At 62.0% G+C, this 25,217-nt stretch carries 29 protein-coding genes; 14 read left to right on the top strand and 15 right to left on the bottom strand.

The features are described 5' to 3' along the window. Positions 1-150: 150 nt before the first annotated feature. Together ACR0NJ_RS13625 and ACR0NJ_RS13620 are read left to right on the top strand one after the other, a co-directional pair. Positions 151-1,806, top strand: coding sequence for a tetratricopeptide repeat protein (locus ACR0NJ_RS13625; protein WP_480817777.1), 1,656 nt, complete (start codon positions 151-153; stop codon positions 1,804-1,806). Continuing rightward, positions 1,796-2,617: a 4-(cytidine 5'-diphospho)-2-C-methyl-D-erythritol kinase gene (locus ACR0NJ_RS13620; RefSeq protein ID WP_480817676.1), complete on the top strand. Its 822-nt coding sequence runs from the start codon at positions 1,796-1,798 to the stop codon at positions 2,615-2,617. The genes ACR0NJ_RS13625 and ACR0NJ_RS13620 overlap by 11 nt, the downstream gene beginning before the upstream one ends. Here ACR0NJ_RS13620 and ACR0NJ_RS13615 read toward each other — a convergent pair. After that, a complete protein-coding gene (locus ACR0NJ_RS13615) occupies positions 2,610-3,608 on the bottom strand; it encodes a polyprenyl synthetase family protein (protein WP_480817776.1) in 999 nt (332 codons plus the stop codon). The genes ACR0NJ_RS13620 and ACR0NJ_RS13615 overlap by 8 nt on opposite strands. 56 nt (positions 3,609-3,664) lie before the next feature. On the opposite strand from ACR0NJ_RS13615, the gene ACR0NJ_RS13610 reads away from it, so the two are divergent. The 3 genes from ACR0NJ_RS13610 to ACR0NJ_RS13600 all read left to right on the top strand — a co-directional run bounded on the left by ACR0NJ_RS13610 (position 3,665) and on the right by ACR0NJ_RS13600 (position 4,936). Next, a complete protein-coding gene (locus tag ACR0NJ_RS13610) occupies positions 3,665-3,880 on the top strand; it encodes a putative signal transducing protein (RefSeq protein WP_037316655.1) in 216 nt (71 codons plus the stop codon). Beyond that, positions 3,877-4,641: a tRNA1(Val) (adenine(37)-N6)-methyltransferase gene (locus ACR0NJ_RS13605; RefSeq protein ID WP_480817675.1), complete on the top strand. Its 765-nt coding sequence runs from the start codon at positions 3,877-3,879 to the stop codon at positions 4,639-4,641. The genes ACR0NJ_RS13610 and ACR0NJ_RS13605 overlap by 4 nt, the downstream gene beginning before the upstream one ends. A gap of 130 nt (positions 4,642-4,771) precedes the next feature. After that, positions 4,772-4,936, top strand: a complete 165-nt coding sequence (locus ACR0NJ_RS13600) for a YdcH family protein (protein ID WP_480614149.1) — start codon at positions 4,772-4,774, stop codon at positions 4,934-4,936. Here the strand turns inward: ACR0NJ_RS13600 and yddG are convergent. From yddG to ACR0NJ_RS13555, 9 genes are all read right to left on the bottom strand, one after another. Next, positions 4,933-5,799 carry an aromatic amino acid exporter YddG gene (yddG, locus tag ACR0NJ_RS13595; protein ID WP_480817674.1) on the bottom strand — a complete coding sequence of 289 codons (867 nt, stop codon included), beginning with the start codon at positions 5,797-5,799 and terminating at the stop codon, positions 4,933-4,935. The two genes, ACR0NJ_RS13600 and yddG, sit on opposite strands and share 4 nt — an antisense overlap. 143 nt (positions 5,800-5,942) lie before the next feature. After that, entirely contained in the window at positions 5,943-6,665 is a 723-nt protein-coding gene (phbB, locus tag ACR0NJ_RS13590) for an acetoacetyl-CoA reductase (RefSeq protein WP_480817673.1), read from the bottom strand. Between the two features lie 187 nt (positions 6,666-6,852). Beyond that, the gene (locus tag ACR0NJ_RS13585; protein ID WP_480817672.1) at positions 6,853-8,028 is read right to left on the bottom strand and encodes an acetyl-CoA C-acetyltransferase; all 1,176 of its coding nucleotides are present in this window, start codon (positions 8,026-8,028) and stop codon (positions 6,853-6,855) included. A 195-nt stretch (positions 8,029-8,223) separates the two neighbouring features. Continuing rightward, complete coding sequence (locus tag ACR0NJ_RS13580) at positions 8,224-9,057, bottom strand: EAL domain-containing protein (protein ID WP_480817671.1); 834 nt, start codon at positions 9,055-9,057, stop codon at positions 8,224-8,226. 119 nt (positions 9,058-9,176) lie between these two features. After that, positions 9,177-9,353: a hypothetical protein gene (locus ACR0NJ_RS13575; protein ID WP_480817670.1), complete on the bottom strand. Its 177-nt coding sequence runs from the start codon at positions 9,351-9,353 to the stop codon at positions 9,177-9,179. Between the two features lie 92 nt (positions 9,354-9,445). Then, positions 9,446-10,417: a sterol desaturase family protein gene (locus tag ACR0NJ_RS13570; protein WP_480817669.1), complete on the bottom strand. Its 972-nt coding sequence runs from the start codon at positions 10,415-10,417 to the stop codon at positions 9,446-9,448. Beyond that, entirely contained in the window at positions 10,414-10,800 is a 387-nt protein-coding gene (locus tag ACR0NJ_RS13565) for a hypothetical protein (protein WP_480817668.1), read from the bottom strand. The genes ACR0NJ_RS13570 and ACR0NJ_RS13565 overlap by 4 nt, the downstream gene beginning before the upstream one ends. A 59-nt stretch (positions 10,801-10,859) precedes the next feature. Continuing rightward, the gene (locus ACR0NJ_RS13560; RefSeq protein WP_480817667.1) at positions 10,860-11,189 is read right to left on the bottom strand and encodes a hypothetical protein; all 330 of its coding nucleotides are present in this window, start codon (positions 11,187-11,189) and stop codon (positions 10,860-10,862) included. A gap of 92 nt (positions 11,190-11,281) precedes the next feature. Next, the gene (locus ACR0NJ_RS13555) at positions 11,282-11,848 is read right to left on the bottom strand and encodes a TlpA disulfide reductase family protein (RefSeq protein WP_480817666.1); all 567 of its coding nucleotides are present in this window, start codon (positions 11,846-11,848) and stop codon (positions 11,282-11,284) included. Between the two features lie 21 nt (positions 11,849-11,869). Here ACR0NJ_RS13555 and argH point away from each other — a divergent pair, with 21 nt between their 5' ends. The 5 genes from argH to ACR0NJ_RS13530 all read left to right on the top strand — a co-directional run bounded on the left by argH (position 11,870) and on the right by ACR0NJ_RS13530 (position 17,576). Then, positions 11,870-13,258 carry an argininosuccinate lyase gene (gene argH, locus ACR0NJ_RS13550; protein ID WP_480817665.1) on the top strand — a complete coding sequence of 463 codons (1,389 nt, stop codon included), beginning with the start codon at positions 11,870-11,872 and terminating at the stop codon, positions 13,256-13,258. Continuing rightward, positions 13,255-13,440: an argininosuccinate lyase gene (locus ACR0NJ_RS13545; RefSeq protein ID WP_480817664.1), complete on the top strand. Its 186-nt coding sequence runs from the start codon at positions 13,255-13,257 to the stop codon at positions 13,438-13,440. The genes argH and ACR0NJ_RS13545 overlap by 4 nt, the downstream gene beginning before the upstream one ends. Positions 13,441-13,523: 83 nt before the next feature. Next, positions 13,524-13,673 carry a hypothetical protein gene (locus tag ACR0NJ_RS13540; protein WP_480817663.1) on the top strand — a complete coding sequence of 50 codons (150 nt, stop codon included), beginning with the start codon at positions 13,524-13,526 and terminating at the stop codon, positions 13,671-13,673. Positions 13,674-13,738: 65 nt separating this feature from the next. Beyond that, positions 13,739-15,004: a diaminopimelate decarboxylase gene (gene lysA / locus ACR0NJ_RS13535; RefSeq protein WP_480817662.1), complete on the top strand. Its 1,266-nt coding sequence runs from the start codon at positions 13,739-13,741 to the stop codon at positions 15,002-15,004. A 97-nt stretch (positions 15,005-15,101) separates the two neighbouring features. Then, positions 15,102-17,576 carry a TIGR02302 family protein gene (locus ACR0NJ_RS13530; RefSeq protein WP_480817775.1) on the top strand — a complete coding sequence of 825 codons (2,475 nt, stop codon included), beginning with the start codon at positions 15,102-15,104 and terminating at the stop codon, positions 17,574-17,576. A gap of 15 nt (positions 17,577-17,591) precedes the next feature. Here the strand turns inward: ACR0NJ_RS13530 and ACR0NJ_RS13525 are convergent, their stop codons facing one another. Further along, entirely contained in the window at positions 17,592-18,272 is a 681-nt protein-coding gene (locus tag ACR0NJ_RS13525) for a zinc-ribbon domain-containing protein (protein ID WP_480817661.1), read from the bottom strand. Between the two features lie 190 nt (positions 18,273-18,462). Here ACR0NJ_RS13525 and ACR0NJ_RS13520 point away from each other — a divergent pair, with 190 nt between their 5' ends. Genes ACR0NJ_RS13520 through ACR0NJ_RS13505 form a run of 4 tightly spaced genes read left to right on the top strand, consistent with a single transcriptional unit; the run spans position 18,463 to position 21,368 of the window. Further along, a complete protein-coding gene (locus ACR0NJ_RS13520; protein WP_480817660.1) occupies positions 18,463-19,140 on the top strand; it encodes a cell division ATP-binding protein FtsE in 678 nt (225 codons plus the stop codon). Next, entirely contained in the window at positions 19,137-20,036 is a 900-nt protein-coding gene (locus tag ACR0NJ_RS13515) for a cell division protein FtsX (RefSeq protein ID WP_480817659.1), read from the top strand. The genes ACR0NJ_RS13520 and ACR0NJ_RS13515 overlap by 4 nt, the downstream gene beginning before the upstream one ends. After that, complete coding sequence (locus tag ACR0NJ_RS13510) at positions 20,036-20,776, top strand: lysophospholipid acyltransferase family protein (RefSeq protein WP_480817658.1); 741 nt, start codon at positions 20,036-20,038, stop codon at positions 20,774-20,776. Before ACR0NJ_RS13515 ends, ACR0NJ_RS13510 begins: the two co-directional genes overlap by 1 nt. Next, complete coding sequence (locus ACR0NJ_RS13505) at positions 20,763-21,368, top strand: pyridoxamine 5'-phosphate oxidase family protein (protein WP_480817657.1); 606 nt, start codon at positions 20,763-20,765, stop codon at positions 21,366-21,368. The genes ACR0NJ_RS13510 and ACR0NJ_RS13505 overlap by 14 nt, the downstream gene beginning before the upstream one ends. Before the next feature lie 150 nt (positions 21,369-21,518). On the opposite strand, the gene lpdA is transcribed toward ACR0NJ_RS13505, so the two are convergent. The 4 genes from lpdA to odhB all read right to left on the bottom strand — a co-directional run bounded on the left by lpdA (position 21,519) and on the right by odhB (position 25,215). After that, positions 21,519-22,907: a dihydrolipoyl dehydrogenase gene (gene lpdA, locus ACR0NJ_RS13500; protein ID WP_480817656.1), complete on the bottom strand. Its 1,389-nt coding sequence runs from the start codon at positions 22,905-22,907 to the stop codon at positions 21,519-21,521. A gap of 143 nt (positions 22,908-23,050) precedes the next feature. After that, on the bottom strand, positions 23,051-23,332 hold the full coding sequence (locus ACR0NJ_RS13495; RefSeq protein WP_480817655.1) for a hypothetical protein: 282 nt from the start codon (positions 23,330-23,332) through the stop codon (positions 23,051-23,053). A 99-nt stretch (positions 23,333-23,431) separates the two neighbouring features. Next, a complete protein-coding gene (locus ACR0NJ_RS13490; RefSeq protein ID WP_480817654.1) occupies positions 23,432-23,701 on the bottom strand; it encodes a hypothetical protein in 270 nt (89 codons plus the stop codon). Between the two features lie 2 nt (positions 23,702-23,703). Next, positions 23,704-25,215 carry a 2-oxoglutarate dehydrogenase complex dihydrolipoyllysine-residue succinyltransferase gene (gene odhB, locus ACR0NJ_RS13485; protein ID WP_480817653.1) on the bottom strand — a complete coding sequence of 504 codons (1,512 nt, stop codon included), beginning with the start codon at positions 25,213-25,215 and terminating at the stop codon, positions 23,704-23,706. Positions 25,216-25,217 lie beyond the last annotated feature (2 nt).

The following is a 25,217-nucleotide window of genomic DNA, read 5'->3' as shown; positions in this document are numbered from 1 at the left end:
GGCTCTGGCAGGGTCGTGAAGGCTCTGCCATTGCCTCTGACCGGCCAAAGCCCTAGCTTGTCGTTCAGACAACGACAGCAAGGCAGGATTTCGGTGGTTTCCTTGGTACGTCGCGCGGCACTGGCCGTGCTGCTCTCTTCTTCGGTTGCAATGCCCGGATTTGCGGATACCGGTGCCGGGTCCTATCTGGCCGGGCGTCAGGCGATCTATGAAAGCGACTATACCGCAGCCGAAAAATACTACGCACAGGCGCTGAGGTTTGACCCGCAGAACGAGAAACTGCTGGAAAGCGTTCTTCTGGCGCGGCTGGCGCTGGGTGAAGTTCAGCGCGCCCTGCCCATCGCACAAACCATCGAAGACGCCGGTTTGAACAGCCAGCCCGCGCGCATGGTGATTGCGGCCAACTTGATCGCGGACGGCAAACTGGATGAGTTGCTGGCCCGTGATCCCGAAACGCAAGGCGTCGGGCCTCTGGTGGACGGGCTGATGATCGCCTGGGCCTATCTGGGCCAGGGCGAAATGACTAAGGCGATGGAACAGTTCGACACTGTTTCCACCCAGGACGGCCTGCGCGAGTTTGCCCTGTACCACAAGGCACTAGCACTGGCCTCAATTGGCGATTTTGAAGGGGCCGAAGCGATTTTCGCCGAAAATGATGCTGCCGTCGCCCAATTCACCCGCCGCGCGGCCCTCGCCCGGTCCGAGGTCCTGTCGCAACTGGATCGCAACGAAGATGCGCTGGCCTTTCTGGACAAGGTGTTTGCGGCTGGCAACGACCCTTCGATTGAAGACTATTCAGCACGGTTGAGCGCGGGCGAAACCCTGCCTTTCACCCATGCCCGTTCGGCGCAGGACGGTATGGCCGAGATATTCTTCTCGGTGGGCGCGGCGTTGAATACCGAAGCCTCGCACGACTACGTTTTGCTTTACACGCGTACGGCCAACTTCCTGCGCCCTGATCACGTGGATGCCATCCTGCTGAGCGCCGAGTTGCTGGACGAACTGAATCAGAGCGATCTGGCGGTTGCGGCCTATCGCAAGGTACCGCCGGGTAGTCTGGATCATCACGTGGCCGAACTGGGCCGCGCCGAAGTTCTGGGCCGGTCCGGTAAAACCGACGCTGCCGTCGAGGTTCTGCAAAATCTGGCGGCGCAACGGCCTGATCTGCCAAGCGTGCATGTCGCGCTGGCCGATCTGCAGCGGCGACAGGAAAACTATGCCGAGGCGATCACGTCTTATGACACCGCCATCGCGCTGACCGAAGATGGCGCAACCGGCAACTGGTTCCTGCATTATGCGCGCGCGATTTGTCATGAACGGCTCAAGAACTGGGAGCTGGCCGAAGCCGATTTCCGCCGCGCGCTGGAGTTGAACCCGGATCAGCCGCAGGTGCTGAATTATCTGGGCTATTCGCTGGTCGAACGGCAGGAAAAGCTGGATGAGGCGCTGAGCATGATCGAACGCGCCGTCGCCGCGCGCCCTGACAGCGGCTATATCGTCGACAGCCTTGGCTGGGTGCTGTTCCGTCTGGGCCGCTATGACGAAGCGGTCGAGCATATGGAACGCGCGGTCGAACTGATGCCGGTCGATCCGGTGGTGAACGACCACCTGGGCGACGTCTACTGGGCCGTCGGGCGTGGACGCGAGGCGGAATTCCAGTGGAGCCGGGCGCTGTCCTTCATCGACCCCGAGAACACGGATGGCGAGGCCGACCCCGAGCGCATTCGCCGCAAGCTTGAAATCGGACTGGACGCGGTTCTGGCCGAAGAAGGGGCCGACCCGCTGAAGGTCGCCAATGGCAACTGAGGCCTTCGCGCCCGCCAAGATCAACCTGACCCTGCATGTGACCGGCCAGCGCACGGATGGCTATCACCTGCTGGATTCGCTGGTCGTGTTTGCGGATTTGGGGGATCGATTGGAGTTTAAGCCGGGCGATCACCTGTCCATGTCCATCACCGGTGAGCATGCGCAGGGCGTTCCCGACGATCATCGCAATCTGGTCTGGAAAGCGGCTGAGGCGGCGGGGTGGACCGGTCATATCGTTTTGAACAAAGTACTGCCCCATGGCGGCGGGATCGGTGGTGGCTCGTCTGATGCCGCGGCAGCATTGCGTGTGTTCTCAGGTCAGGGTTTTGACCTGCCGACGGACGTTCTGGTGTCTCTGGGCGCGGATGTTCCGGTTTGCAGGGTGGCAGAGGCCGCTCGGATGCAGGGCATTGGTGAGCAGGTTGCGCCTGTGACCTTGCCCGCGCTGCATGCGCTGCTGGTCAACCCGGGCGTCGAAGTGCCCACAGGCGCAGTGTTCAAAGCAATGGAATCGCGCGATAACCCGGGGATGCCAGCCGATATTCCGGTTTTTGACGGGCCAGAGGCGTGCGCCCATTGGCTTGCGGACCAACGCAACGATCTGGAACCCGCCGCAAAGGCAGTTGCCCCGGCGATTGCACGGGTTCTGGATGAACTGCAGGGAACGCGGGACGTATTGCTGGCCCGCATGTCCGGGTCAGGTTCGACCTGTTTCGCGCTCTACCCCTCGATGAAGGCGGCGCATTTCGCGGCTTATGAGATCGGCGCAGCGCATCCCGACTGGTGGTGCCGCGCCACGCAGCTTAATTGAGGCGCGAGACCACGTAATCCGCCAGATCGCGCAGCAAGGTCCGGATTTCGTGATCCGGCAATGCCTCAAGCGCTGATTTGGCCTTGGCCGCCCAGTCTCGGGCATCCGACCGTGTGGCCTCGAGCGTCTTGTACTTGTCCATCAGCGACAGCGCGTGATCCAGATCGCCCTCCTGCTGACGGCCTTTCTCGATCGTGCGCTCCCAAAACGCGCGCTCGTCCGGTGTGGCCTGAGCGACCGCTTTGATCACCGGCAAAGTCAGCTTGCGCTCGCGGAAATCGTCGCCCACGTTCTTGCCGGTGGCGCTACTGTCACCCTGATAGTCCAGAAGGTCATCGGCAATCTGAAACGCAATCCCCAGCGCATCGCCATAGTCGAACAGGGCCTGGACCTGCGCCTCGGACGCGCCCGCGATCACGCCGCCCACTTCCGTTGCCGCCGAAAACAGCGCCGCCGTCTTGCCGCGCACCACCTGCAGGTAGACGCTTTCATCCGTGCGCAGGTCGGTGGCCGCGGTCATCTGCAGCACCTCGCCCTCGGCAATCGTAGCCGAGGCGTTGGCGAGAATGTCCAGAACGCGCAGCGATCCGGTTTCGACCATCAACTGGAAGCTGCGCGAAAACAGGTAGTCGCCGACCAGAACGCTGGACTTGTTGTCCCACAGCAGGTTCGCCGTGGGCCGCCCGCGCCGCTGGCCGCTTTCATCGACCACGTCGTCATGCAGCAGGGTCGCGGTATGGATGAACTCGACCGTGGCCGCCAGACGCACATGGTGGTCGCCCGCATAGCCAAACAGCCGCGCCGCAGCCAAGGTCAGCATCGGGCGCAGGCGCTTGCCGCCGGCTTCGACCAGGTGGGCTGTCACCTCGGGAATGCGGGGCGCGTGTTCCGACGCCATCCGCGTGCGGATCAGCGCATTCACCGCCTCCATTTCGCCGGTCAGAATTTCGGCGAGCCGCTCATGCGGTTTCGAGATCGCGTCGACGTCCATCACACTCCTGATACAAGGCTCGACTTCTGCCTCTCCTTGCCCTTACATCCATCCCCATGAAAGAACTTTTGCGCAGCACCGATCCGACAATCCTGGCCTTTGCATCCGCTCTTCTTGAGGGCGAGGATATAGACTGCTTTCAGATGGACGTAAATATGAGCATCCTCGAAGGCGGCATCGGAATCTTCCCGCGCCGCCTTATGGTGCGGGCCGACGACCTGACCCGGGCCGAACGCGTCATGCGCGACAATGAAATCCCCTTGGGGCGATGAGCCGCTTTCCGGACAGTGATCTGACCTGCAACGATTTTCTGGGTGGGCGGGTTCGGTTGTGGCAACCTGTCGCAGGCTATCGCGCGGGGGTAGACCCTGTGTTTCTGGCCGCATCGGTCCCGGCGGCCTCGGGCCAGGCGGTACTGGAACTGGGCTGCGGGGCAGGGGCCGCGATTCTGTGCCTTGCCGCGCGCGTTCCGGGCCTGCAGCTATCGGGGGTTGAGTTGCAGCCCGCCTATGTCGATCTGGCGCGGCGGAATGCCGTTGAAAACAAGGCGGAACTTGAAGTTGTCGAGGCTGATCTGACCGCGCTGCCACGCGACCTGAAGCAGCGCCAGTTCGACCATGTCATCGCCAACCCGCCCTATTATCGCCCCGGTGCACACAGCCCGGCCAGTGACACCGGGCGCAGCATTGCCTTGGGCGAGCAGACCGCGTTGGAGCATTGGATCGACGTGGCGGCCAAACGCCTTGGGCCGCGAGGATACCTGCATATGATCCAGAAGGCGGATCGCCTGCCGGACATGCTGTCGGCCTGTGACCAAAGGCTGGGATCGGTCGAGATCCTGCCGCTGTGCGCCCGCGCGGGCCGCGCGGCAGAACTAGTAATCCTGCGCGCGCGCAAAGGCGGGCGTGCGGCATTTCGCCTGCATGCGCCGTTGATTTTGCACCAGGGCGGTCGGCACGAAAGGGACGGCGACAGCTATACGCCAGAGGTGTCCAAGATACTGCGCGACGGGGCCGCGTTACCCCGGTTTTAACCCTGATCGGCAATGACCAGCCGAAATTGTCGGATTTAGGGCAGATTCTGTGCGTCTGCGGCGTGACAGACTGGAAACGATGTGGTCAACTTCTTACGTGACACTCAGACACAACAGAAGGAGGATCGCCATGAGCGTGAGCGCACATCTGACCGAACTGAAGAAAAAGCACGAAAGTCTCGGTCTTGAGGTAGAAGAAGCCCAACGCTCGCCAGGCATCGATGATCTCCATATCGCTCAACTCAAGAAGCAAAAACTGAAGCTGAAAGAAGAAATCGAACGCCTGTCCAGTTAACGAGTCAGGCTGGCGCGCGCCGCAAGGGCAGCCCCGCCGGTAATCAGCAAAGCCGCGATCGCCAGGGTCCACGTTGGCATGGCGATCCCGGCCCCAACTAGAACAAGGGTAGACAATAGTGGTGCCGCATAGGAACTGGTGCCGAGCATCTGGATGTCGCCCTGTTTGACCCCGATATCCCAGACATAAAACGCCAGCCCGACCGGCCCCAACCCCAGCGCAAGCGTTGACGCCCAACTGAGCGGGGTGTCGGGCAAGACCGTCTCCTCCAACCCGAAATGCAGCAGCCATGAGGCGATTGCGGTCAGCACGCAGAACACGGCGACCGAGCTTGTGGGTGTCTCGCCCAGCCGTCGGGACAGGACGGAATAGCCCGACCATGTCACCGCGCAAAGCAGCGCCAGCGCATAGCCCGGCAGATGGCCCACCTGAAACCCGGCGCTGCCGCCGCCGGTGATGATCAGCGCCGCCCCGGCAAAGCCAAGGCTGGCCCCGATCAGATGGCCGGAGCGTAGATGCTCGCCCGGCAGCAGGCCGGAAAACAGCACGATCAACAGCGGCCAGAGATAGGCGATCAGACCGGCCTCAGCAGCGGGGGCCATACGCAGGGCCGAGAAATAAAGCGCATGATAGCCAAATAGCCCAACCGTCCCAAAGGCGTAGACTTTCCAACTGACCGCGCGAAGCTGCTCCAACCCTCCGGTTCGCCATGTCCAGATCAGGCCCAGCGTGCCGCCGATGCTGAAACAGATCGCATTCAGCAACAGCGGCGGGGTCGGGGCTGAGCCGACCGTAAACAGGGCCAGTAGCGACCACAGAAGAACGGCGATAAATCCGATGGCGGTGGCGCGGTTTCTGGTCATGAGGGGGAAGGGCCTGCTGCTGGGATCGGTTCGAATCGAACAGCGGTATACGCTGTCTTTCACGGCCTGTCACAGAACATGGGGGCGCATACAAAAAAGGCCGACCCAAATGGACCGGCCCCTTTTTTGGTCTGCCGCAGGGATCAGGAGAAGAACTGTGCCCCGTTGGCCGAAATGGTCGACCCGTTGATGAACTGTGAATCATCCGAAGCCAGGAAGGTCACGCAGCGCGCGATCTCTTCCGCCTCACCCAGACGGCCCGCAGGGATCTGAGCGATGATGGATTCGCGTACCTTTTCCGGCACGGCCATCACCATCTCGGTTCCGATATAGCCGGGGCAGACGGCGTTGGCGGTGATGCCCGCGCGCGCGCCTTCCTGCGCCAGCGATTTCACGATGCCCAGATCGCCCGCCTTGGTCGCGGCATAGTTCACCTGCGCGAACTGACCCTTCTGACCGTTGACCGAGCTGATGACGATCACGCGGCCGAACTTACGCTCGCGCATGCCGGGCCAGACCGGGTGGACGGTGTTGAACACGCCGGTCAGGTTGGTGTCGATCACCTGCTGCCACTGTTCCGGGCTCATCTTGTGGAACGGCGCGTCACGGGTGATGCCCGCATTGGCGACCACCACGTCGATCGGGCCAACCTCGGCCTCGACCTTTTCGATGCCGGCTTTGGATTCAGCGTAATCGGCAACGTTCCATTTATAGGTCTTGATGCCGGTCTCATCGCTGAATTTCGCCGCGGCTTCGTCGTTGCCCGCATAGGTGGCTGCAACATTATACCCTTCGGCTTTGAGCGCCTTGGAAATTGCTGCGCCGATGCCGCGGGAGCCGCCGGTGACGAGTGCTGTACGTGCCATTTAGGAATCCTCCAAATTTAGTCGGCTTGGTAATTCTGTTACTTGTAGGGGATTGGTTGCGCAATATCGTTTCGCGGATATTTCATCCTCAGCGCCGCAAATATTGTCGCACCCAAAAAGACAGGGGAGTGGTGAGATAAAAAAGGGCGCCGGTCGGGCGCCCTGTTCTATGCGGTCGTCAGTCTGCTTAGTCGCGCTCCACGCAGAGCGCCACGCCCATGCCGCCGCCGATGCACAGGGTCGCCAGACCCTTCTTGGCGTCGCGGCGCTTCATTTCGAACAGCAGCGTGTTCAGAACCCGGCAGCCGGATGCGCCGATCGGGTGACCGATGGCAATCGCGCCGCCGTTGACGTTCACGATCGACGGATCCCAGCCCATGTCCTTGTTCACGGCGCAGGCCTGCGCGGCAAAGGCTTCGTTGGCCTCGACCAGATCCAGATCATCAACCGACCAGCCCGCTTTTTCCAGCGCCTTGCGCGAGGCGTAGATCGGGCCGACGCCCATGATCGACGGGTCCAGACCGGCGGTGGCGTAGGACGCGATGCGGGCCAGAGGCTCGATCCCGCGCTTTTCGGCATTCTCGGCCGACATCAGCAGGGTTGCCGCCGCGCCGTCGTTCAGGCCCGAGGCGTTTGCTGCCGTGACCGAACCGTCTTTGGTGAAGGCCGGGCGCAGCTTGGCCATGGCTTCCATTGTCGCGCCGTGGCGGATGTATTCATCCTTGTCCATCACGATGTCGCCCTTGCGGGTCTTGATGGTGAAGGGCACGATTTCGTCGGCGAACTTGCCAGCGTTCTGCGCAGCCTCGGCCTTGTTCTGGCTGGCGACGGCGAATTCGTCCTGCATGTCGCGGCTGATCTGCCATTTCTCGGCGACGTTTTCGGCGGTCTGGCCCATGTGGTAGCCGTTGAAGGCATCCCACAGACCGTCGCGGATCATGGTGTCGATATATTTCATGTCGCCCATCTTCTGACCGGCGCGCAGGGCGGCGGCGTGGGGCGACAGGGTCATGTTTTCCTGACCACCGGCAGCGACGATATCGGCATCGCCCAGCTGGATGTGCTGCGCGCCTAAGGCAACCGCCCGCAGACCCGAGCCACAGACCTGGTTGATGCCCCAGGCTGCGGCTTCTTGCGGCAGACCGGCGTTGATATGCGCCTGACGCGCGGGGTTCTGGCCTTGGGCCGCGGTCAGGACCTGACCCATGATGGTTTCGCTTACCTCGCCCTTGTCGACACCGGCGCGTTCGACGACGGCCTCAAGCACGGCGGTGCCCAGATCATGTGCAGGTGTGTTCGCAAACGAACCGCCAAAGCTGCCGACACCGGTGCGTGCGGCGGATGCGATAACTACATTGGTCATATACTAAGTCCTTTACCGTCATGGTCCTGTGGGAAGTCTTGCGCGCAGTTGGCAGAGACAGCCTTTGCCAACACCAAGAGCGCCTGGCGATCCCCCGCTCCAGCACTACTTGCCATAGCGTAATGCTGCAGACGCAGCAACGGACAGCTTGTCTCATGACGCAGACGGGCAGAAAGCCGCAACTGGATTCCCTGGCTAAGCCTTTGCCTGAGCGCCCTTTTCGGCCCGCCAGGGTTGAGTGACGGTGGGTGCACCGAACAGGAAACCCTGCAGGCAGTCCACCCCGCTGGCGACAAGGAACTCTGCATCCTGCCGTGTTTCGACCGATTCGGCGGTCACCAGAATCTCGAATTCGCGGGCCACGGCGATCAGGGCACGGACCAGAGCCTGATTGTCCGGATTGGTGCTGACGCCGCGCACGAACTGGCCGTCAATCTTGGCGGCGTCGAACAGAAACTCGCGGAAGTGGCGGAAACTGAAATTGCTGGCTCCGAAATCGTCCAACGCAAAAGCGATCCCCCGATCTTGCAGCCGATCCATGAAGTCGACCACAAGTTCGGGCACCTGCATGGCTGAATCTTCGGAAATCTCAAGGATCAACCGGTCGCCCAGACCGGGGTCCTTTTTCAGAAAGCGGTCCAGCACGCGGGACCAGCGGACGTAACCGATGGACCGCGCAGACATGTTGATCGACAGCCGGATACCGGGGTTCCGGATCAGCGTGCGCAGGCCCAGTTCCAGCGCGACGCAATCCAGTTCGCGCCCGATGGGGGTGTTTTCGACCTGCGGCATGAACTCGCGCGCAGGGATCACCCGACCGGTTTCGTCCAGAACCCGTATGAATCCTTCGTAGAAGGCCACACCATAGGGCTCCTGCGCTTGCATCACCGGCTGAAAGGCCAGTTTGCATTGCTTGTGCTTGACCGCTTCGGTTGCCATCTGCACAACCGAACGGTCCCGGCAGGACAGGGCCGAGTTCAGGGGGTTTTCGGACCCTTCTGGTATGTCTGCGCGTGTCTTGTGCCGCATATTCGCCGGTGTCCGGTCTGTTGCCGATCAAGAGTTCGGCTACAGTTTCACGGCAAATGTATGAATCCGCAGTTAAAGACCGAAAAAAATGATCCGGTTCCCGGTCGGCCCGGCGTTGGTCAGGTGCGAACCAGAGACGCCGCCGCGCCAAAAACCGCCCCAAAAAATCCAAGGATCATCATGGCAAAACCCAGCGCCAGAAAAACAGGGCTCGCGCCGTTGCTCAGGGCTGCGAGCATGGCCATCGCAAGACCTACAAGCCCAATCGCGGTTGAGATTGTCATCACACGGGTCATGTTGGCCTCCGATCACTCGCACAAGAAAATACCTGCTCGATATGGACCGGCCGGGTGTGATTTCAAATTGATACGCGGATTTCCGCCGGATTTCAGGCGCGTTCTGCCTGCGGATTGGGCGCATTTTCGGTGAAGTGCTCGAATCCGGGCGTTCCGCGATCTTCTGGATGGCGGGCGAGGTGCTTGGCTTTGATCTGCTGGGAATTGTCCCGGCTGCCGTCATGGCTGTAGCCCGGCGGTGCAAAGCAATAGGCCAAACGCTGGCGCAGGCTCAGCCCCGGTTGAGTAGCGTCGCGCCAGATGCCGACCCATTCGTGAAAGGCCACGCGGAGGGGGTTGAACGTACCGATATTGTGCACCAGCCCGTAATCGACACGGTCATCCTCTTGCTCCGGGACAAACGTGCCGAACATCTTGTCCCAGATGATGAACACGCCCGCATAGTTGCAATCCAGATACCGCGCGTTGCGCCCGTGATGGGCGCGGTGGTGGCTGGGGGTGTTCATCACCGCCTCGAACCAGCGGGGCATCTTGGTGATGGCCTCGGTGTGGATCCAGAACTGATAGATCAGGTTCAGCCCGCCGACAAACAGCACCATTGCCGGGTGGAACCCCAGCAGGATCAGCGGCGCGCGCACCACCATCATGAAGGTGAACGTATAGGTCCATGTCTGCCGCAGCGCCGTGGTCAGGTTGTAGTGTTGCGAGCTGTGATGGTTCACATGGCTGGCCCAGACCCAGCGGATGCGATGCCCGAACCGGTGCACCCAGTAATAGCGCAGGTCATCCAACACGAAGCACAGGATGATGACGGGGATCGAGGTGCCCAAGTTCAGCGGTGTAATCTGCCACAGCCACATGAAGAACGCCCAGGCGATGAATCCCAACAGAAAGCCCGAGGCGATATTGCCCGCCCCCATGATCAATGAGGTCACGGCGTCCCGCGTTTCGTACCGGCCGCCTTTGCCTTTGACGGCGATCCAGACGAACTCGGCCAGAATGGCGGCGATGAAGAACGGCACGGCCCATTGCACCGCGTCGGGAAAGGTAATCTGGTCAGTCATTCAGGGTCCATCAGGTTCCGCCAGTGCTGGCGTTCAATGTCATCAAGGCGGATCAGGGCGCGGGGAGTGGCGAAGTCGTGGAACTGAAACTCGAACCCGTCGGGTTGTTCGATCCAGTCGAAATCCAGCAGGTGCCGCGCCACGGTGTCCGCTCCGAAGGACCAAAGCAGACCCGGACCGGAGTTGGTTCGAACCAGCGCCGCATGGCCGTCCTGTGAAATGGTGACATCGATCACCACATCCTCGGGAAAATGGCGCTGCCAGTCTGCCCGCGCGGTCTCATGCGTCAGGATGCGCAGTTCGGATTTGCCGGTCAGATGCAGCAGCAGGGTTATTCCGGCAATGCCTGCGACCACCAGAATTAACAGTATTTCAAGCGGCATTCCGTCCTCCCCGCGCCAGAGTGCAGAGCGGGCCGGAGGCTGTCAAAGGTGGCGTCGCGTCAAGTGGCGTCGGGACGGTCGAGGATTTCGTGCTGCACCACCCTTTCGACAAACGGCACCAGACCATCCGGCCCCGAGGCCCGGTCTTTCAGGTGCATGCAGATATCGGGGCGGCGCGCGGCAATGATGCCAACCATCTCACCGCGCACGGTATCGTCCAGACCGGCCCCCATGATGGCGCAGGCAATCCGGGGTTCGGCGTCGAGTTGTTTGCGAACCTCATCACTGTCATGCGCGCCGAGCCATTGGATCGGCAGGTGATCGAGTTGTTGCGCCGCATCGCCGATCACGTTTGGCAGCTTTCCGATCAGCAGAACCACCGGTTTCATCGCAGTCTCCCTTCCCGCAGATCAAGAAACGAAAACCGGCCCGTAAGGGCCGGTTCCAGTTTACCACAAAAGTGTAGAAGACGCGCGGGCGGTCAGCTTTCGCCGCCCACAAGCGCCCCGACGATCGCCTTGGCGCTGTCCGAGTTCCATTCGGCATCACCGATCAGGCGCGCGATTTCCTGGCCTTCGGGGTCCAGAATGACGGTGATCGGCAGGGCGATGACACCGAATTCGCGCGCAGCGGCCGAGCTTGGGTCCTGATGACGGGGCAGGTTCTCGATGCCGTTCTCGTCAAAGAATTTCTTGATCCCGGCGGGCGTGTTGCGCCCGGTGGCCAGTGTCAGAACCTGAAACTTGTCGCCTCCGAACTCTTGCTGCAACTCGGCGATCTGCGGCATTTCCTTGCGGCAGGGTGCGCACCATGTGGCCCAGAAGTTCAGCAGCACGTATTTGCCCGCGTAATCCGCAAGCGTGCCGGTGCCGCCGTCATCTTCCAGCTGAAACTCGATGGTTTTGGCGGGTTTGGGTTCCTTATGCAGGATCAGACGCTTCAGAGTGTCCTCGCGCAGGGGCTTCAGAGTTTCAACATCCGCAGCCAACGCTGCGTTTGCACCCAGCGCAAGGGCCATATAAAGGGGGATCAGACGTAACAGGCGCATATCAACTCCGGGTTTTCTTTCATGACCGATCAATCCTCGAACCAGATGTGGGGCGGCCGCTTTGCCGCTGGTCCAGACGCGATCATGGAGGCGATCAATGCCTCGATCGGGTTCGATCAGCGGATGGCAGCCCAAGACATTGCAGGCTCGCGCGCCCATGCCGCCATGCTGGCTGCCACAGGCGTTATTACTGATAATGACGCGCAGGCCATTCGGGAAGGGCTGCTCACAGTCTTGTCAGAAATCCAGAACGGAGAATTTCAATTCTCGACCGCGCTGGAAGACATCCACATGAATGTCGAAGCGCGCCTGAAAGAAGTGATCGGAGAGCCCGCAGGCCGCCTGCACACAGGCCGGTCGCGCAACGATCAGGTCGCGACCGACTTCAAACTCTGGGTGCGTGATCAGTTCGACGCGGCAGAAACCGGCCTTCTGGCCCTGATCCGCGCGCTTCTGGCGCAGGCCGAGGCCGGGGCGGATTGGGTCATGCCGGGCTTCACCCATCTGCAAACCGCGCAACCGGTGACATGGGGCCACCACATGATGGCCTATGTCGAGATGTTTGGCCGCGACCTCAGCCGCGTCCGCGACGCCCGCGCCCGCATGAACGAATCCCCGCTGGGGGCCGCCGCGCTGGCAGGTACTTCCTTCCCCATCGACCGGCAGATGACGGCGGACGCCTTGGGCTTTGACCGCCCCGCTGCCAACTCGTTGGACGCGGTCAGCGACCGCGACTTCGCGCTCGAGTTCCTCTCGACCGCTTCAATCTGCGCCGTCCACCTGTCGCGCTTTGCCGAAGAACTGGTGATCTGGTCCTCGGCCCAGTTCCGGTTTGTGACGCTGTCCGACCGGTTCTCGACCGGTTCATCGATCATGCCGCAGAAGAAAAACCCCGACGCAGCCGAACTGATCCGCGCCAAGGTGGGCCGCATTTACGGGGCGAATACCGCGCTGATGATGGTGATGAAGGGGCTGCCGCTGGCCTATTCCAAGGACATGCAAGAAGACAAGGAACAGGTCTTTGACGCCGCCGACAACTGGATGCTGGCACTGGCCGCGATGGAGGGCATGGTCAAGGACATGACCGCCAACCGCGACAGTCTGGCCGCCGCTGCAGGGTCGGGGTTCTCGACCGCGACCGATCTGGCTGACTGGCTGGTGCGGGTGCTGGGGCTGCCGTTCCGCGATGCGCACCATGTCACCGGATCGCTGGTTGCGATGGCCGAATGCAAGGGCTGCGACCTGCCCGATCTGACGCTCGAGGATATGCAATCGGTCCACGGCGATATCACCGATGACGTCTATTCTGTCCTTACGGTCGAAAACTCGGTAAACTCGCGCCAGTCTTACGGCGGCACCGCACCGGATCAGGTGCGCGCCCAGATCAAGCGATGGAAGGCGAAGATATGAAGGCTGCTCTGCGTGTGATCCTGCTCCTGTCCGTAGGCCTCGTGCTGGCGAACTGCGGTGCAGATGGCGAGCCGGTTCAGCCAACCGCCAGCGCAAATGTGGCTGTCGGCAGCAGCGGCACCTATGTGGGCGGCGGCGTTGGCTTTCGGCGCGGCGGTCTGGGCATCTATCTGGGCGTGTAACAAAGCGATTGCATTCCGGTGCAGTCACGACCATGTGAAGGACAGACCGGCCCTGCGCCGAAGCTGATGAAAAGACGAACACCATGAGATTACTAGGTCTGATCCTATCCCTCGGCCTGCTTGCGGCCTGCGAGCCAACCAGCAGCCCCCGCCCGGACCCCGCGCCCCAAGCCAGTGGCACGGGCGTTTCGATCTCGGGCTATGGCCGGGTTGGCGTATCCACCAGAAAGTGATCTCGGGGCCCGGCTTGCGCCGAATCCATTGATCCACAGGGCGTTTTTGGTCTAAGCGCGCAGGCATGGATCACTTTCTCTACCGCGACGGCGCGCTTTACGCCGAGGATGTCCCGATTTCCGAAATCGCTGCCGCGGTCGGAACCCCGTTCTATGTCTATTCGACGGCGACCCTGCTGCGCCATTTCAAGCTGTTCGATGACGCGCTTGAGGGCACGGATCACCTTGTCTGCTATGCGATGAAGGCGGCCAGCAATCAGGCGATCCTGAAGACGCTGGCGCAGGCGGGCGCGGGGATGGATGTGGTCTCGGGCGGGGAATACCTTCGCGCCAAGGCGGCAGGCGTGCCCGGAGACAAGATCGTGTTCTCGGGCGTCGGCAAGACGGCGGATGAGATTCGCACCGCGCTGACCGGCGGCATCCGCCAGTTCAACGTGGAATCCGAGCCCGAGATGGAGGTGATCAACGCCACAGCTCTGGACCTGGGCGTGGTCGCGCCGATCACCGTGCGGGTGAACCCGGATGTGGATGCCAAGACCCACGCCAAGATTGCCACTGGCAAGTCCGAGAACAAGTTCGGCATCCCCATCGCCCGCGCGTCCGAGGTCTATGCACACGCCGCCAGCCTGCCGGGGTTGGAGGTGATCGGCATCGACGTCCATATCGGCTCGCAACTGACCGAGTTGGAACCTTTCAATCTGGCCTACACCAAGGTCGCGGAACTGACCGAGCAGTTGCGGGCCGAGGGGCATGATATCCGCCGCCTCGATCTGGGCGGAGGGTTGGGTATTCCTTATACCCGCGCCAATGATGCGCCGCCGCTGCCTTTGGAATATGGCGCGCTGATCCAGAAAACACTGGGCCATCTGGACTGTGAGATTGAAATCGAGCCGGGCCGCCTGATTGCGGGAAATGCAGGCCTGATGGTTTCCAAGGTGATCTATGTGAAATCCGGCGAAGGCCGCGATTTCCTGATCCTCGACGGGGCCATGAACGATCTGATCCGCCCGGCCATGTATGAGGCCTATCACGATATCGTCCCCGTGCTGGAACCCGCGCCGGGGGTGGAACAGCAGCCCTATGACATCGTGGGGCCGGTGTGCGAATCCGGCGATACCTTCGCGAAGGAACGCAACATGCCGCCGCTTGCAGCCGGTGATCTGGTTGCCTTCCGCAGCGCCGGGGCCTATGGCGCGGTGATGTCCAGCGAATACAACACCCGGCCCCTGATCCCCGAGGTTCTGGTGCATGGTGATCAATTTGCAGTCATTCGTGAACGGCCAAGCTTTGACGAAATCATAAACCGCGATACCATACCCTCGTGGCTCTGACGCGATAGGCGCGCAGGCCCGATCCCGGAGACCCGCCTTGCGCGACAAATCGAACCTGCCGATCCCGAGACTATCCCTGTGGTTGACCCATGGGGGCATGCTGGCCGAGCAGGTTTTGCGTGCCTTCTGGCCGTTTTTCTCGATTTTGATGGTGCTTTTGGCCACTTTGATGATGGGCCTGCATGATCATCTGGCCGTCGAGGCCGTCTGGGGCATCGGTGTCATCGCTATCGTGTCGCTGGGCGTCGCGGCTGTTTTCGGGGCCAGGCGATTCCATTTCCCGTCCCGGATGGCGGCGCTGGCGCGGCTGGATGAAACGCTTCCCGGCAGGCCGATTCAGGCGCTGATGGACGATCAAGCCATTGGTGCAACGGATGCCGAATCTGTGGCGCTCTGGCAGGCACATAAGCGCCGCATGGCGCAGCGCGCGGCGGGGGCCGGTGCGGTCAAGCCCGACCTGCGACTGGCCTCGCGCGATCCCTTTGCCTTACGCTACGCGGCGCTTCTGGCGCTGGTGGTTGCGGTTCTGTTCGGGTCGTTCTGGCGGATCGGCTCGGTGGCTGAAATGACGCCGGGTGCGGCCGTTGCCGGACAGGGGCCCACATGGGAAGGCTGGGTGGAACCGCCCCGCTATACCGGGTTGCCCACGCTCTATCTGGCGGATCAGTCCGAGCCGGAGCTCTCCGTTCCCAAAGGCAGCCGCATCACGCTGCGCTTTTATGGTGAGGTGGGTGCCCATAGCCTGACCGAGACAACCTCGGCCACCGGGGTCGAAGCGGCGACAGAGCCGGAGCAGGATTTCGTGGCAGACCGGTCCGGTCAGCTAAGCATCGAAGGGCCCGCGGGCCGGGACTGGGCGCTGACCATCATCGACGATGCCTACCCCCGGATCGCCGTTGACGGCCGAGCCGAGGCCGAGGCGGGCGGTCAGATGAAGCTGCCCTTTGCCGCCAGCGATGATTACGCCGTGGTTTCGGGCGCGGCCCGGATCGAACTGGATTTGCCAGCGGTGGATCGCCGCTATGGCCTGACAGCCGATCCCGAACCGCGCGAGACGATCGAGGTTCAGTTGCCGATGCCGATCACCGGGGATCGGGCGGAGTTTACCGAAGATCTCATCGAAGACTTCTCGGAACATCCCTGGGCGCATCTACCGGTCAGGATCACTCTGATGGCGACGGACGCCGCTGATCAGATGTCGGAATCCGAACCCTATGCCACCGCCTTGCCCGCCCGCCGGTTCTTCGACCCGCTGGCGGCGGCGGTGATCGAACAGCGGCGCGACCTTCTGTGGTCCCGCACCAACGCGCCGCGCGTGTCGCAGATGCTGCGGGCCGTGTCCCACCGACCCGAAGACGTGTTCCGCTCGGATACCGCCTATCTTCGCCTGCGTGTCACCCTGCGCCGGTTAGAGACATTCACCGAGTTCGGTCTCAAATCCGAACAGCAGGAAGAAATCGCGCAGGCGCTGTGGGATCTGGCGGTGCTGATCGAAGAAGGCACGCTGGCCGATGCGCTGGAACGGATGCGCCGGGCGCAGGAACGTCTGACCGAGGCGATGCAGAACGGGGCCAGCGACGAAGAGATCGCCGAGTTGATGCAGGAATTGCGCGAGGCGACGCAGGATTATCTGCAGCAATTGCAACGTCTGGCGCAGGAAAACGGCGAGGGCCAGCAAAACCAGCAGGGCCAGAATGGCGAGAGCATGCAGATGACGCAGGATGACCTGCAGCGCATGATGGACCGCATTCAGGAACTGATGGAACAGGGCCGCATGGCCGAGGCGCAGCAGGCGTTGGAAGAGTTCCAGCAGATGATGGAAAACATGCGCGTCACCCAAGGCCAGGGCCAGGGTGGCCAATCCGAAGGCCAGCAGGCCATGGAAGGGCTGGCCGAGACGCTGCGCGAACAGCAAGGACTTAGCGATCAGGCGTTCCGGGACCTGCAGGAGCAGTTCAATCCCGGCGCGCAGGCGGGCCACAGTCAGGGCAATGAAGGCCGCAGTGGCGGTCATGGCCGTGGGCAGAGCCACGATGGTCAGGGGCAGGGCTCGGACGAGCCGGGGGATGGGCAGACCGGCCAACCCTCGTTGGCCGACCGGCAGCAGGCCCTGCGGGACGAATTGAACCGGCAGCAACAGGGCCTGCCGGGCGGCGGTACGCCCGAAGGCGAAGCCGCGCGCGAGGCGCTGGACCGCGCCGGTCGCGCCATGGAGGGTGCCGAGGAGGCGCTGCGCGGCGACGATTTGGCCGAAGCGATCGACCGCCAGTCCGAGGCGATGGAGGCCCTGCGCGAAGGCATGCGATCCCTTGGCGAAGCGATGGCCCAGAACCAGCAGAACCAGCCGGGACAGGGTACGCAGGAAGGTGACATGCAGGCCAATAACCGCGACCCGCTGGGGCGGAATCCGGGGGCGACCGGGTCGATCTCGACCGATGAGAACCTGCTGCAGGGCGAAGATGTCTATCGCCGCGCGCGCGAGTTGTTGGATGAAATCCGCCGCCGCACGGGTGAATCCGACCGGCCCAGAATCGAACTGGAATACCTCAAGCGGTTGCTGGAGCGGTTCTGACCCCGTAGATCAGGTCTATTGGGACCCGGCCTGCGCCTCAAGCCAGAGCCGCGCCTGATCCACCAGAGACACGTAGGAATTCAGCACCGGATCGGCTTGCGGCACGGCCTCGCTGATTTGCTGGGCATTGCCGTAGATCAGGTACAGTACCACGCCGATGATCAGGATCAGCGCAAACCCGCGCAGGAACCCGCCGGATTTGCGGGCGGGTTGGTCCACCGCCGCATCGCCGTCATCGCTGAGCAGGCTGGAATTGATCGCCTCGACATCCGGCAGCGCATCTTTCTGACCGGCATCCTCGGCGGTCTCGGACAAGGCCGGGCGCTTGGGTTCAACCGGCTCGGGCGGGGTGTCCAGTGCCAGATCGGGCTGGGTTTCCAGCGGTGCGCCTTCCTGCGCGCGCAGGTCAGCCTCGCGCGCGGCTTCTTCCTGCAGGATATTGGCAACCGCAGGATCGACATTGCCGTTTGAAGAGGAGGCGGGTTTTTCCGTCTCTGCTGGTGCGGCCTCTGCCACTTCATCAACCTTGGGCTCTTCAGTGGGTGCGTCTTCCGCAACGGGCGTCGGATCGGTCGGATGCTTGGCCTGAAACCAGGTCTGATCGCAATTGGAACACTGAACATCCCGGCCTTCTTCCGGGATGACCTCGTCCGGAACCTCATATTGGGCACTGCAATTCGGACATGTTAAACGCATGCTGCCTCCCCCACCGAACGAAATAGTCGGCGCGATAGTTGTTTTTTCAGGAATGATATTCCGTTAAGACCCAACAGCAAAGGGCGTTTTCGGTTTCGCGGGCCAACTGTCACCAATTCGACCCGGTGCAGGCATTGAAACCACCACCGCGCTCGGGCAAGAAGAGCGGCAAAAGAACCTGGGGGCACCTGTGATCGAGCTGGAAAATGTCAGCTACACCTATGGCGGTGGCGAATTGCTGAGCGATGTCTCGGTGCATTTGCAGCCCGGATCGTTCCATTTTCTGACCGGTCCGTCGGGGGCGGGCAAAACGACGCTGCTGAAACTGTGCTACGGCGCGTTGTTGCCGACCTCGGGGCGGCTGAGTGCGTTTGATCAGGATATCTCGGCTTTGGATCGGGATCAGATGGCGCTGCTGCGCCGCCGGATCGGCGTCGTGCATCAGGATTGCCAGTTTCTGGATCACATGACGCTGGCGGAAAACGTGGCCCTGCCGCTGATGGTGTCGGGGCGCGCCGAATCCGCCGAACAGGACAACCTGACCGAATTGCTGAACTGGGTCGGGCTGGGCGCGCGTCTGGAAGCGCGCCCGCCGGAGTTGTCGGGCGGTGAACGCCAACGCGCCGCACTGGCGCGGGCGGTGATCCTGTCGCCCGATGTGGTGCTGGCGGATGAGCCCACCGGCAATGTGGATTGGGAAATGTCGCAACGTCTGCTGCGCCTGCTGATCGAACTGAACCGGATGGGCAAAACGGTTCTGATCGCCACCCACGACCTGAGCCTGATCCGGGCCGCCAAAAGTCAGGTTCAGGCCCGTGTCCTGCGCATCTCGCAGCGACGGCTGCAACTGGCGGGAGCGGACCTATGAGCAAGGGTGACATCCGCAACCTGCTGCATCGCGACAAACGCGCTGACCGGGTAGTACCGCCGACCGGCTACACGGCGCATCTGACCCTGTTTGTGTCCGGCGCGATGGCGTTTCTGGCGGTTTTTGCGCTTGCTTTGTCGCTGGCGTCGGGCCGAATTGCAGACCGCTGGGCGACGGAACTGGCGGGTGCCGCGACCCTGCGGATCAACGCCCCCGCCGAACAGCTTGCCGCCCAGACCGAGGCTGCGCTGACCGTGTTGGGTCAGACCCGCGGCGTTGCATCCGCCCGCGCCCTGACAGCCGACGAACAGGCCGAACTGCTGTCGCCGTGGTTCGGGCCGGACCTGTCGCTGGACACGCTGCCCATCCCGCAACTGATCGAGATTGTCGAAGGCGATCCGGGTCTGGACGCCGCCGGTCTGCGCCTGCGTCTGGGCGCCGAGGTGCCGGGCGCTGTACTGGACGACCATACGCGTTGGCGCGAACCCTTGGTAGAGGCTGCTATGTCGCTGCGTCGGCTGGGCTGGATTTCGATCCTGCTGATTGGAGGCGCAACGGCCGCAATGATCACACTGGCCGCCAATGCCTCGCTTGCCGCCAACGCTCAGATCATCGAGGTGCTGCGTCAGGTCGGCGCGCGTGACCGGTTCATAGCCGGAGCCTTTGTCCGGCGCTTCACCTACCGGGCGCTGTTTGGGGCCGCCGTGGGCACGCTGCTGGGCATGACGGGTGTTTTGCTGCTGCCCGAGGCCTCGGACGCGGGCGGTTTTCTGTCGGGCGTCGGCTTTCAAGGCGGTGACTGGGCCTTGCCGGTCTTCATCCCCCTGCTGGGTGCATTGGTTGCGTTTTTTGCCACATGGAACGCCGCACGCCGGAAACTAAAGGAGCTTTCGTGATGCTTATGGCAGTTCAATGGCTGCGCTCGCTGATCTTCATGATCACGATCTATGTCTGGATGCTGATCCTCGGCATCCTGTTCCTGCCCTATGCGGTGTTTTCTAAACGCGGCGCGTCGAGTGCCTGCATGACCTACGCCCGCACGACGCTGTGGCTGACCCGCTGGATGGTCGGTATCCGCAGCGAAGTGCGCGGAACACCCCCGACGGGCGAAGTGGTGATTGCGGCCAAACACCAATCGTTTCTCGATATAATCATGATCTTCAGTGCCATACCCCACGGCAAATTCATCATGAAGAGGGAACTGCTGTGGACCCCGGTCATCGGTATGTATGCCCGCCGTCTGGGCTGTATCCCGGTCAATCGCGGCAAAAAGGGCGTGGCGGTGGCCAAGATGGTCAAGGACGTAGCCAAAGAGTTCACCGAGCCCGGGCAATTGGTCATCTACCCGCAAGGCACACGGGTCGCGCCGGGTGCGCAGAAACCCTATAAGGTCGGCACCGCCGTTTTGTACGAGGGCCTCGGGTTTCCCTGTGTGCCCGTCGCCACTAATGCGGGCGTGTTCTGGCCGCGTACTGGTGTCCTGCGCAAGCCGGGACTGGCGATTGTCGATTTCCTCGACCCGATCGAGCCGGGCGTGGGGCGGGATGCGTTCCTCGGGCGACTGGAGACGGTTATCGAAACACGCTCGAACGAATTGATGCGCGAAGTGGGGTTTGATCCGGATGGAGTTCATTGAAGATATCGCAACGCTTGAGGGTTTGTATGGTACGCCCGGCGCGCCGTCTTTGCGCAAGGTGGCCCATCGGCTGACGCCGCTCTATCGCAAATGGATCATGACCGCGCGGCTTTGTATGCTTAGCACCGTCGGGCCAGAAGGCGTCGATGGCAGCCCGCGCGGCGATGAGGGCCCTGTTGTGCTGGAACTGGACCCAGGTACGCTGGCGCTGCCCGACTGGCGCGGAAACAACCGCCTGGACAGCCTGCGCAACATCGTGCGCGACCCGCGCGTGTCGCTGATGTTCCTTGTGCCCGGCTCGAACAACGTCGTGCGCGTGAACGGCGCGGCGCGCCTGACGGCGGACGAAACCCTGCGCACCCGGTTCGAAAAACTCGGCAAACAACCCGCAACCGTCATCGTTATCGAAATTGCCGAGATTTACACCCAATGCGCCCGCGCGCTGATGCGCGCGCAGACATGGGCAGGTGGTGATGATGCTGAGGGCTTGCCAAGTGTCGGAGAGATTCTGGCCGAAATGACCGCCGGAGAAGAAGGTGGCGCACGCTATGACCAGGAATGGGGAGCGCGCGCCGCCAAGACGATGTGGTAGAAAAGGGGGCTCTGCCCCCGCCGCGGCAAGCCGCGACTCCCCCGGGATATTTAGAGCCAGATGAAGCAGGGGATCCGTTCTTCATCTGGCTAAAAATATCCCGGAGCGCGAGGCAGAGCCTCGCATCCCGAGCTTTCAACCCTTACAGGTTCACGAGTGGATTGGACCGTCGCCACAAGCCAGCGCCGCCTCGCGCACGGCTTCCGAATAGGTCGGATGCGCGTGGCAGGTCAGGGCCAGATCTTCGGCAGAGGCACCGAATTCCATCGCAACGCAGACCTCGTGGATCAGATCGCCCGCGGCTGGGCCGATGATGTGTGCGCCCAGAATGCGGTCGGTGTCCTTGTCGGCAAGGATTTTGACAAACCCGTCAGCGGCGAAATTTGCCTTGGCGCGGCCGTTGCCCATGAACATGAACTTGCCGACCTTATAGGCACGGCCCTGTTCTTTTAGCGTCGCTTCGGTTTCGCCGACATTGGCGACCTCGGGCCAGGTGTAGATCACGCCCGGAATGACGCCATAGTTCACATGGCCATGCTTGCCAGCGACCTGCTCGGCGGCGGCCATGCCCTCGTCTTCGGCCTTATGGGCCAGCATCGGGCCTTCGGTCACGTCGCCGATGGCGTAGATGCCCGGCACGTTGGTTTGCCAGTCAGCACCCACCTTGATCTGACCGCGCGGTGTCATCTCGACGCCCAGAGCCTCCAGCCCCAGGCCATCCGAGAACGGCTTGCGACCCGTGGCGACCAGCACGGTGTCGGCGTCAATCACATGCTCGCTGTCATCTTTCAGCAACTTGTAGGTCACTTTGGCCTTGGTCTTGGTGGCCTCGGTCTTTTGCACCGCCGCGCCCATGACGAAGGTCAGGCCCTGTTTCTTGAGGATACGCTGGAAGGTCTTCTGCACCTCGGGGTCCATGCCCGGCGTGATTTCCTTGAGGAACTCGATCACCGTCACCTCGGCCCCAAGACGGCTGTAGACCGAGCCCAGTTCCAGTCCGATCACACCGGCACCGATCACCACCATCTTCTTTGGGATCTTGCCCAGAGACAGCGCTCCGGTCGAGGTGACAACGACCTTTTCATCCACGTAGACACCCGGCAGCGCCGATGGCTCGGACCCCGAGGCGATGATGATGTTCTTGGCTTCGTGCACCTCGTCACCGACCTTGACCTGACCAGCGGCGGGGATCGAGCCCCAGCCTTTCAGCCAGTCGATCTTGTTCTTCTTGAACAGGAACTCGATGCCCTTGGTGTTGCCCTCGATCACCTCGTCCTTATAGGCCTGCATTTGCTTCCAATCGACCGACGGTGATTTGCCCTTCAGGCCCATCTTGGCAAAGTTATGCTCGGCCTCATGCAGTTGGTGGCTGGCATGCAGCAGCGCCTTGGACGGGATGCAGCCGACGTTCAGACAGGTGCCGCCCAGCGTCTCGCGCCCTTCGACCACGGCGGTTTTCAACCCCAGTTGGGCGCAGCGGATGGCGCAGACATAGCCGCCGGGGCCGGCTCCGATTACGATGACGTCATATTGAGACATGGGTTACTTTCCTTCCGAAAACCGACTCTGTTCCCAAGTCAGTGTTATTAAGTTTACCGCTTATTTTCCTGAGCGTGGCAAGGCTTATATGGCCGTTTAGCTTGCCATTCTTTCGGAACGAGCGTCTTGCAATTTTCATAGAGTTAGCCATCGAAAACGTCTCGGTACCAAGATTCCAGCTGCGAGTAGATAACACTGCAAATTTCTTCTTTAACATCGATCTCAGCCAGGTTCATATTCCTGTTTGATGCTTGCTCTTGAAACTCTTCGCAGTATTCCACCGCTTTTATGACCTCTGTTGTGCGCTGAAGCACGCGCATGTCTGATTCGGCTATCCACTGGTACATTGGGAATAATGCTGCAGTCGCGACAAAAATAATCACGATCTTCTCAATTATACCTATTAGATTTGAGAACTTTTCCATGAGAAGCAAACTCTAGCCAGCTACGTCGTCAGTCTAAGAGCACAAGGTTCCCGGGCATTAAGTGGTCACGTCGCCCTGATCGGGGCGACGTGGTTTGGCTCAGACCGGCTCGAGCAACTTGATCGAGATATGGGCGATGCCGCCGCGTTCGTGGTGCATCGCCAATTCCTCGGACCCAAAAAAGGCCCGGGCCTTGTCCAGATTCGTAACCTCGAACATGGCAATCGCATGGTCGCGCTGATCAGGGTCGCGCCAGACGTGCAGGTCGCGGATGCCCGCGGCCTTGCGCATCGGCTTATCCTCACGAAACACTTTCAGCCAGGCGTCGAAATCGGCCACATCGGCCTGCCAGAGTACATGCGTTGCCATGATTACAGATCCATCAGCAGGCGGCGCGGGTCTTCCAGCGCCTCTTTCACGCGAACAAGGAAGGTCACGGCTCCTTTGCCATCGACGATCCGGTGGTCATAGGACAGGGCCAGATACATCATCGGGCGGATCTTGATCTCACCATTGATAACCATCGGGCGGTCCTGGATCTTGTGCATGCCCAGAATGCCCGATTGCGGTGGGTTCAGAATGGGCGAAGACATCAGCGAGCCATAGACACCGCCGTTCGAGATGGTGAAGGTCCCGCCCTGCATCTCGGCCATCGACAGCTTGCCGTCACGGGCGCGCTTGCCCTTTTCGGCGATGGCTTTTTCGATCGCTGCGAAGGACATCGAATCCGCGTCGCGGATCACCGGAACCACCAGACCCTGAGGCGTACCGGCGGCCACGCCCATATGGACAAAGTTCTTATAGACGATGTCGGTGCCGTCGATCTCGGCATTCACCTCGGGCACTTCTTTCAGCGCGTGACAGCAGGCCTTGGTGAAGAAGGACATAAAGCCCAGACGTACGCCGTGCTTCTTCTCGAACTGGTCCTTGTATTGGTTGCGCAGGGCCATCACCTCGGTCATGTCCACCTCGTTATAGGTGGTCAGAATCGCGGCGGTGTTCTGCGCATCCTTCAGACGCTTGGCGATGGTCTGGCGCAGACGGGTCATGCGCACGCGTTCCTCGCGTGAGGCATCCTCGGCGGCGACAGGCGCACGCGGGGCCTGGGCAGCGGGGGCGGGCACAGCCGCCGCAGGCGCTGGGGCCGAGGCCGCTGCTGCAACGGCATTCGCTACGTCTTCCTTCATGATGCGGCCATCGCGGCCCGTGCCGGTGACCTGATCGGCAGAGAGACCGGCCTCGGCCATGGCTTTCTCGGCAGACGGCGCGTTTGCGACGTCCTTGCCGCTTGCTGCTGCTGCGGGAGCCGCCGCAGGTGCCGCCGGGGCTGTCGCTGTACGCGCCGCCGCGCCGGAAATCACCGCCAGCTTGGCTGTGGCATCCACGGTTGCGCCTTCGGGTGCCACGATCTCGGCCAGAACACCCGCCGCCGGGGACGGAACCTCGACCGAGACCTTGTCGGTTTCAAGCTCACACAGCATCTCATCCTGCGCGACGCTGTCGCCGACCTGCTTGAACCATGTGGAAACGGTCGCCTCGGTTACGGATTCGCCCAGAGTGGGCACCATCACGTCGACGCTGCCACCCGATGCCGCTGGAGCCGCCGCAGGGGCAGGGGCCGCTGCGGGCGCGGGGGTTGCGCCTTCGCCAGCCGCGATGGTCGCAAGCAGCGCGTCGACGCCAACCGTTTCACCTTCGGCGGCGACGATCTCGCCCATGACGCCAGCCGCCGGAGAGGGGACCTCGACCGTCACTTTGTCAGTCTCCAACTCGCACAGCATTTCATCCACCGCCACGGCGTCGCCGGGTTTCTTGAACCAAGTTGCAACCGTGGCTTCGGTGACGGATTCGCCCAGCGTGGGAACACGAACTTCAATGGACATCA

It is taken from the genome of Ruegeria sp. F11 (assembly GCF_056533855.1).
This window is presented reverse-complemented; position numbering and strand designations above follow the sequence as displayed.

Coding starts and splice junctions, on each gene's coding strand:
- ACR0NJ_RS13625 (WP_480817777.1), top strand. CDS start 151: ATGCCCGGATTTGCGGATACCGGTGCCGGGTCCTATCTGGCCGGGCGT.
- ACR0NJ_RS13620 (WP_480817676.1), top strand. CDS start 1,796: ATGGCAACTGAGGCCTTCGCGCCCGCCAAGATCAACCTGACCCTGCAT.
- ACR0NJ_RS13615 (WP_480817776.1), bottom strand. CDS start 3,608: ATGGACGTCGACGCGATCTCGAAACCGCATGAGCGGCTCGCCGAAATT.
- ACR0NJ_RS13610 (WP_037316655.1), top strand. CDS start 3,665: ATGAAAGAACTTTTGCGCAGCACCGATCCGACAATCCTGGCCTTTGCA.
- ACR0NJ_RS13605 (WP_480817675.1), top strand. CDS start 3,877: ATGAGCCGCTTTCCGGACAGTGATCTGACCTGCAACGATTTTCTGGGT.
- ACR0NJ_RS13600 (WP_480614149.1), top strand. CDS start 4,772: ATGAGCGTGAGCGCACATCTGACCGAACTGAAGAAAAAGCACGAAAGT.
- yddG (WP_480817674.1), bottom strand. CDS start 5,799: ATGACCAGAAACCGCGCCACCGCCATCGGATTTATCGCCGTTCTTCTG.
- phbB (WP_480817673.1), bottom strand. CDS start 6,665: ATGGCACGTACAGCACTCGTCACCGGCGGCTCCCGCGGCATCGGCGCA.
- ACR0NJ_RS13585 (WP_480817672.1), bottom strand. CDS start 8,028: ATGACCAATGTAGTTATCGCATCCGCCGCACGCACCGGTGTCGGCAGC.
- ACR0NJ_RS13580 (WP_480817671.1), bottom strand. CDS start 9,057: ATGCGGCACAAGACACGCGCAGACATACCAGAAGGGTCCGAAAACCCC.
- ACR0NJ_RS13575 (WP_480817670.1), bottom strand. CDS start 9,353: ATGACCCGTGTGATGACAATCTCAACCGCGATTGGGCTTGTAGGTCTT.
- ACR0NJ_RS13570 (WP_480817669.1), bottom strand. CDS start 10,417: ATGACTGACCAGATTACCTTTCCCGACGCGGTGCAATGGGCCGTGCCG.
- ACR0NJ_RS13565 (WP_480817668.1), bottom strand. CDS start 10,800: ATGCCGCTTGAAATACTGTTAATTCTGGTGGTCGCAGGCATTGCCGGA.
- ACR0NJ_RS13560 (WP_480817667.1), bottom strand. CDS start 11,189: ATGAAACCGGTGGTTCTGCTGATCGGAAAGCTGCCAAACGTGATCGGC.
- ACR0NJ_RS13555 (WP_480817666.1), bottom strand. CDS start 11,848: ATGCGCCTGTTACGTCTGATCCCCCTTTATATGGCCCTTGCGCTGGGT.
- argH (WP_480817665.1), top strand. CDS start 11,870: ATGACCGATCAATCCTCGAACCAGATGTGGGGCGGCCGCTTTGCCGCT.
- ACR0NJ_RS13545 (WP_480817664.1), top strand. CDS start 13,255: ATGAAGGCTGCTCTGCGTGTGATCCTGCTCCTGTCCGTAGGCCTCGTG.
- ACR0NJ_RS13540 (WP_480817663.1), top strand. CDS start 13,524: ATGAGATTACTAGGTCTGATCCTATCCCTCGGCCTGCTTGCGGCCTGC.
- lysA (WP_480817662.1), top strand. CDS start 13,739: ATGGATCACTTTCTCTACCGCGACGGCGCGCTTTACGCCGAGGATGTC.
- ACR0NJ_RS13530 (WP_480817775.1), top strand. CDS start 15,102: ATGCTGGCCGAGCAGGTTTTGCGTGCCTTCTGGCCGTTTTTCTCGATT.
- ACR0NJ_RS13525 (WP_480817661.1), bottom strand. CDS start 18,272: ATGCGTTTAACATGTCCGAATTGCAGTGCCCAATATGAGGTTCCGGAC.
- ACR0NJ_RS13515 (WP_480817659.1), top strand. CDS start 19,137: ATGAGCAAGGGTGACATCCGCAACCTGCTGCATCGCGACAAACGCGCT.
- ACR0NJ_RS13510 (WP_480817658.1), top strand. CDS start 20,036: ATGCTTATGGCAGTTCAATGGCTGCGCTCGCTGATCTTCATGATCACG.
- ACR0NJ_RS13505 (WP_480817657.1), top strand. CDS start 20,763: ATGGAGTTCATTGAAGATATCGCAACGCTTGAGGGTTTGTATGGTACG.
- lpdA (WP_480817656.1), bottom strand. CDS start 22,907: ATGTCTCAATATGACGTCATCGTAATCGGAGCCGGCCCCGGCGGCTAT.
- ACR0NJ_RS13495 (WP_480817655.1), bottom strand. CDS start 23,332: ATGGAAAAGTTCTCAAATCTAATAGGTATAATTGAGAAGATCGTGATT.
- ACR0NJ_RS13490 (WP_480817654.1), bottom strand. CDS start 23,701: ATGGCAACGCATGTACTCTGGCAGGCCGATGTGGCCGATTTCGACGCC.
- odhB (WP_480817653.1), bottom strand. CDS start 25,215: ATGTCCATTGAAGTTCGTGTTCCCACGCTGGGCGAATCCGTCACCGAA.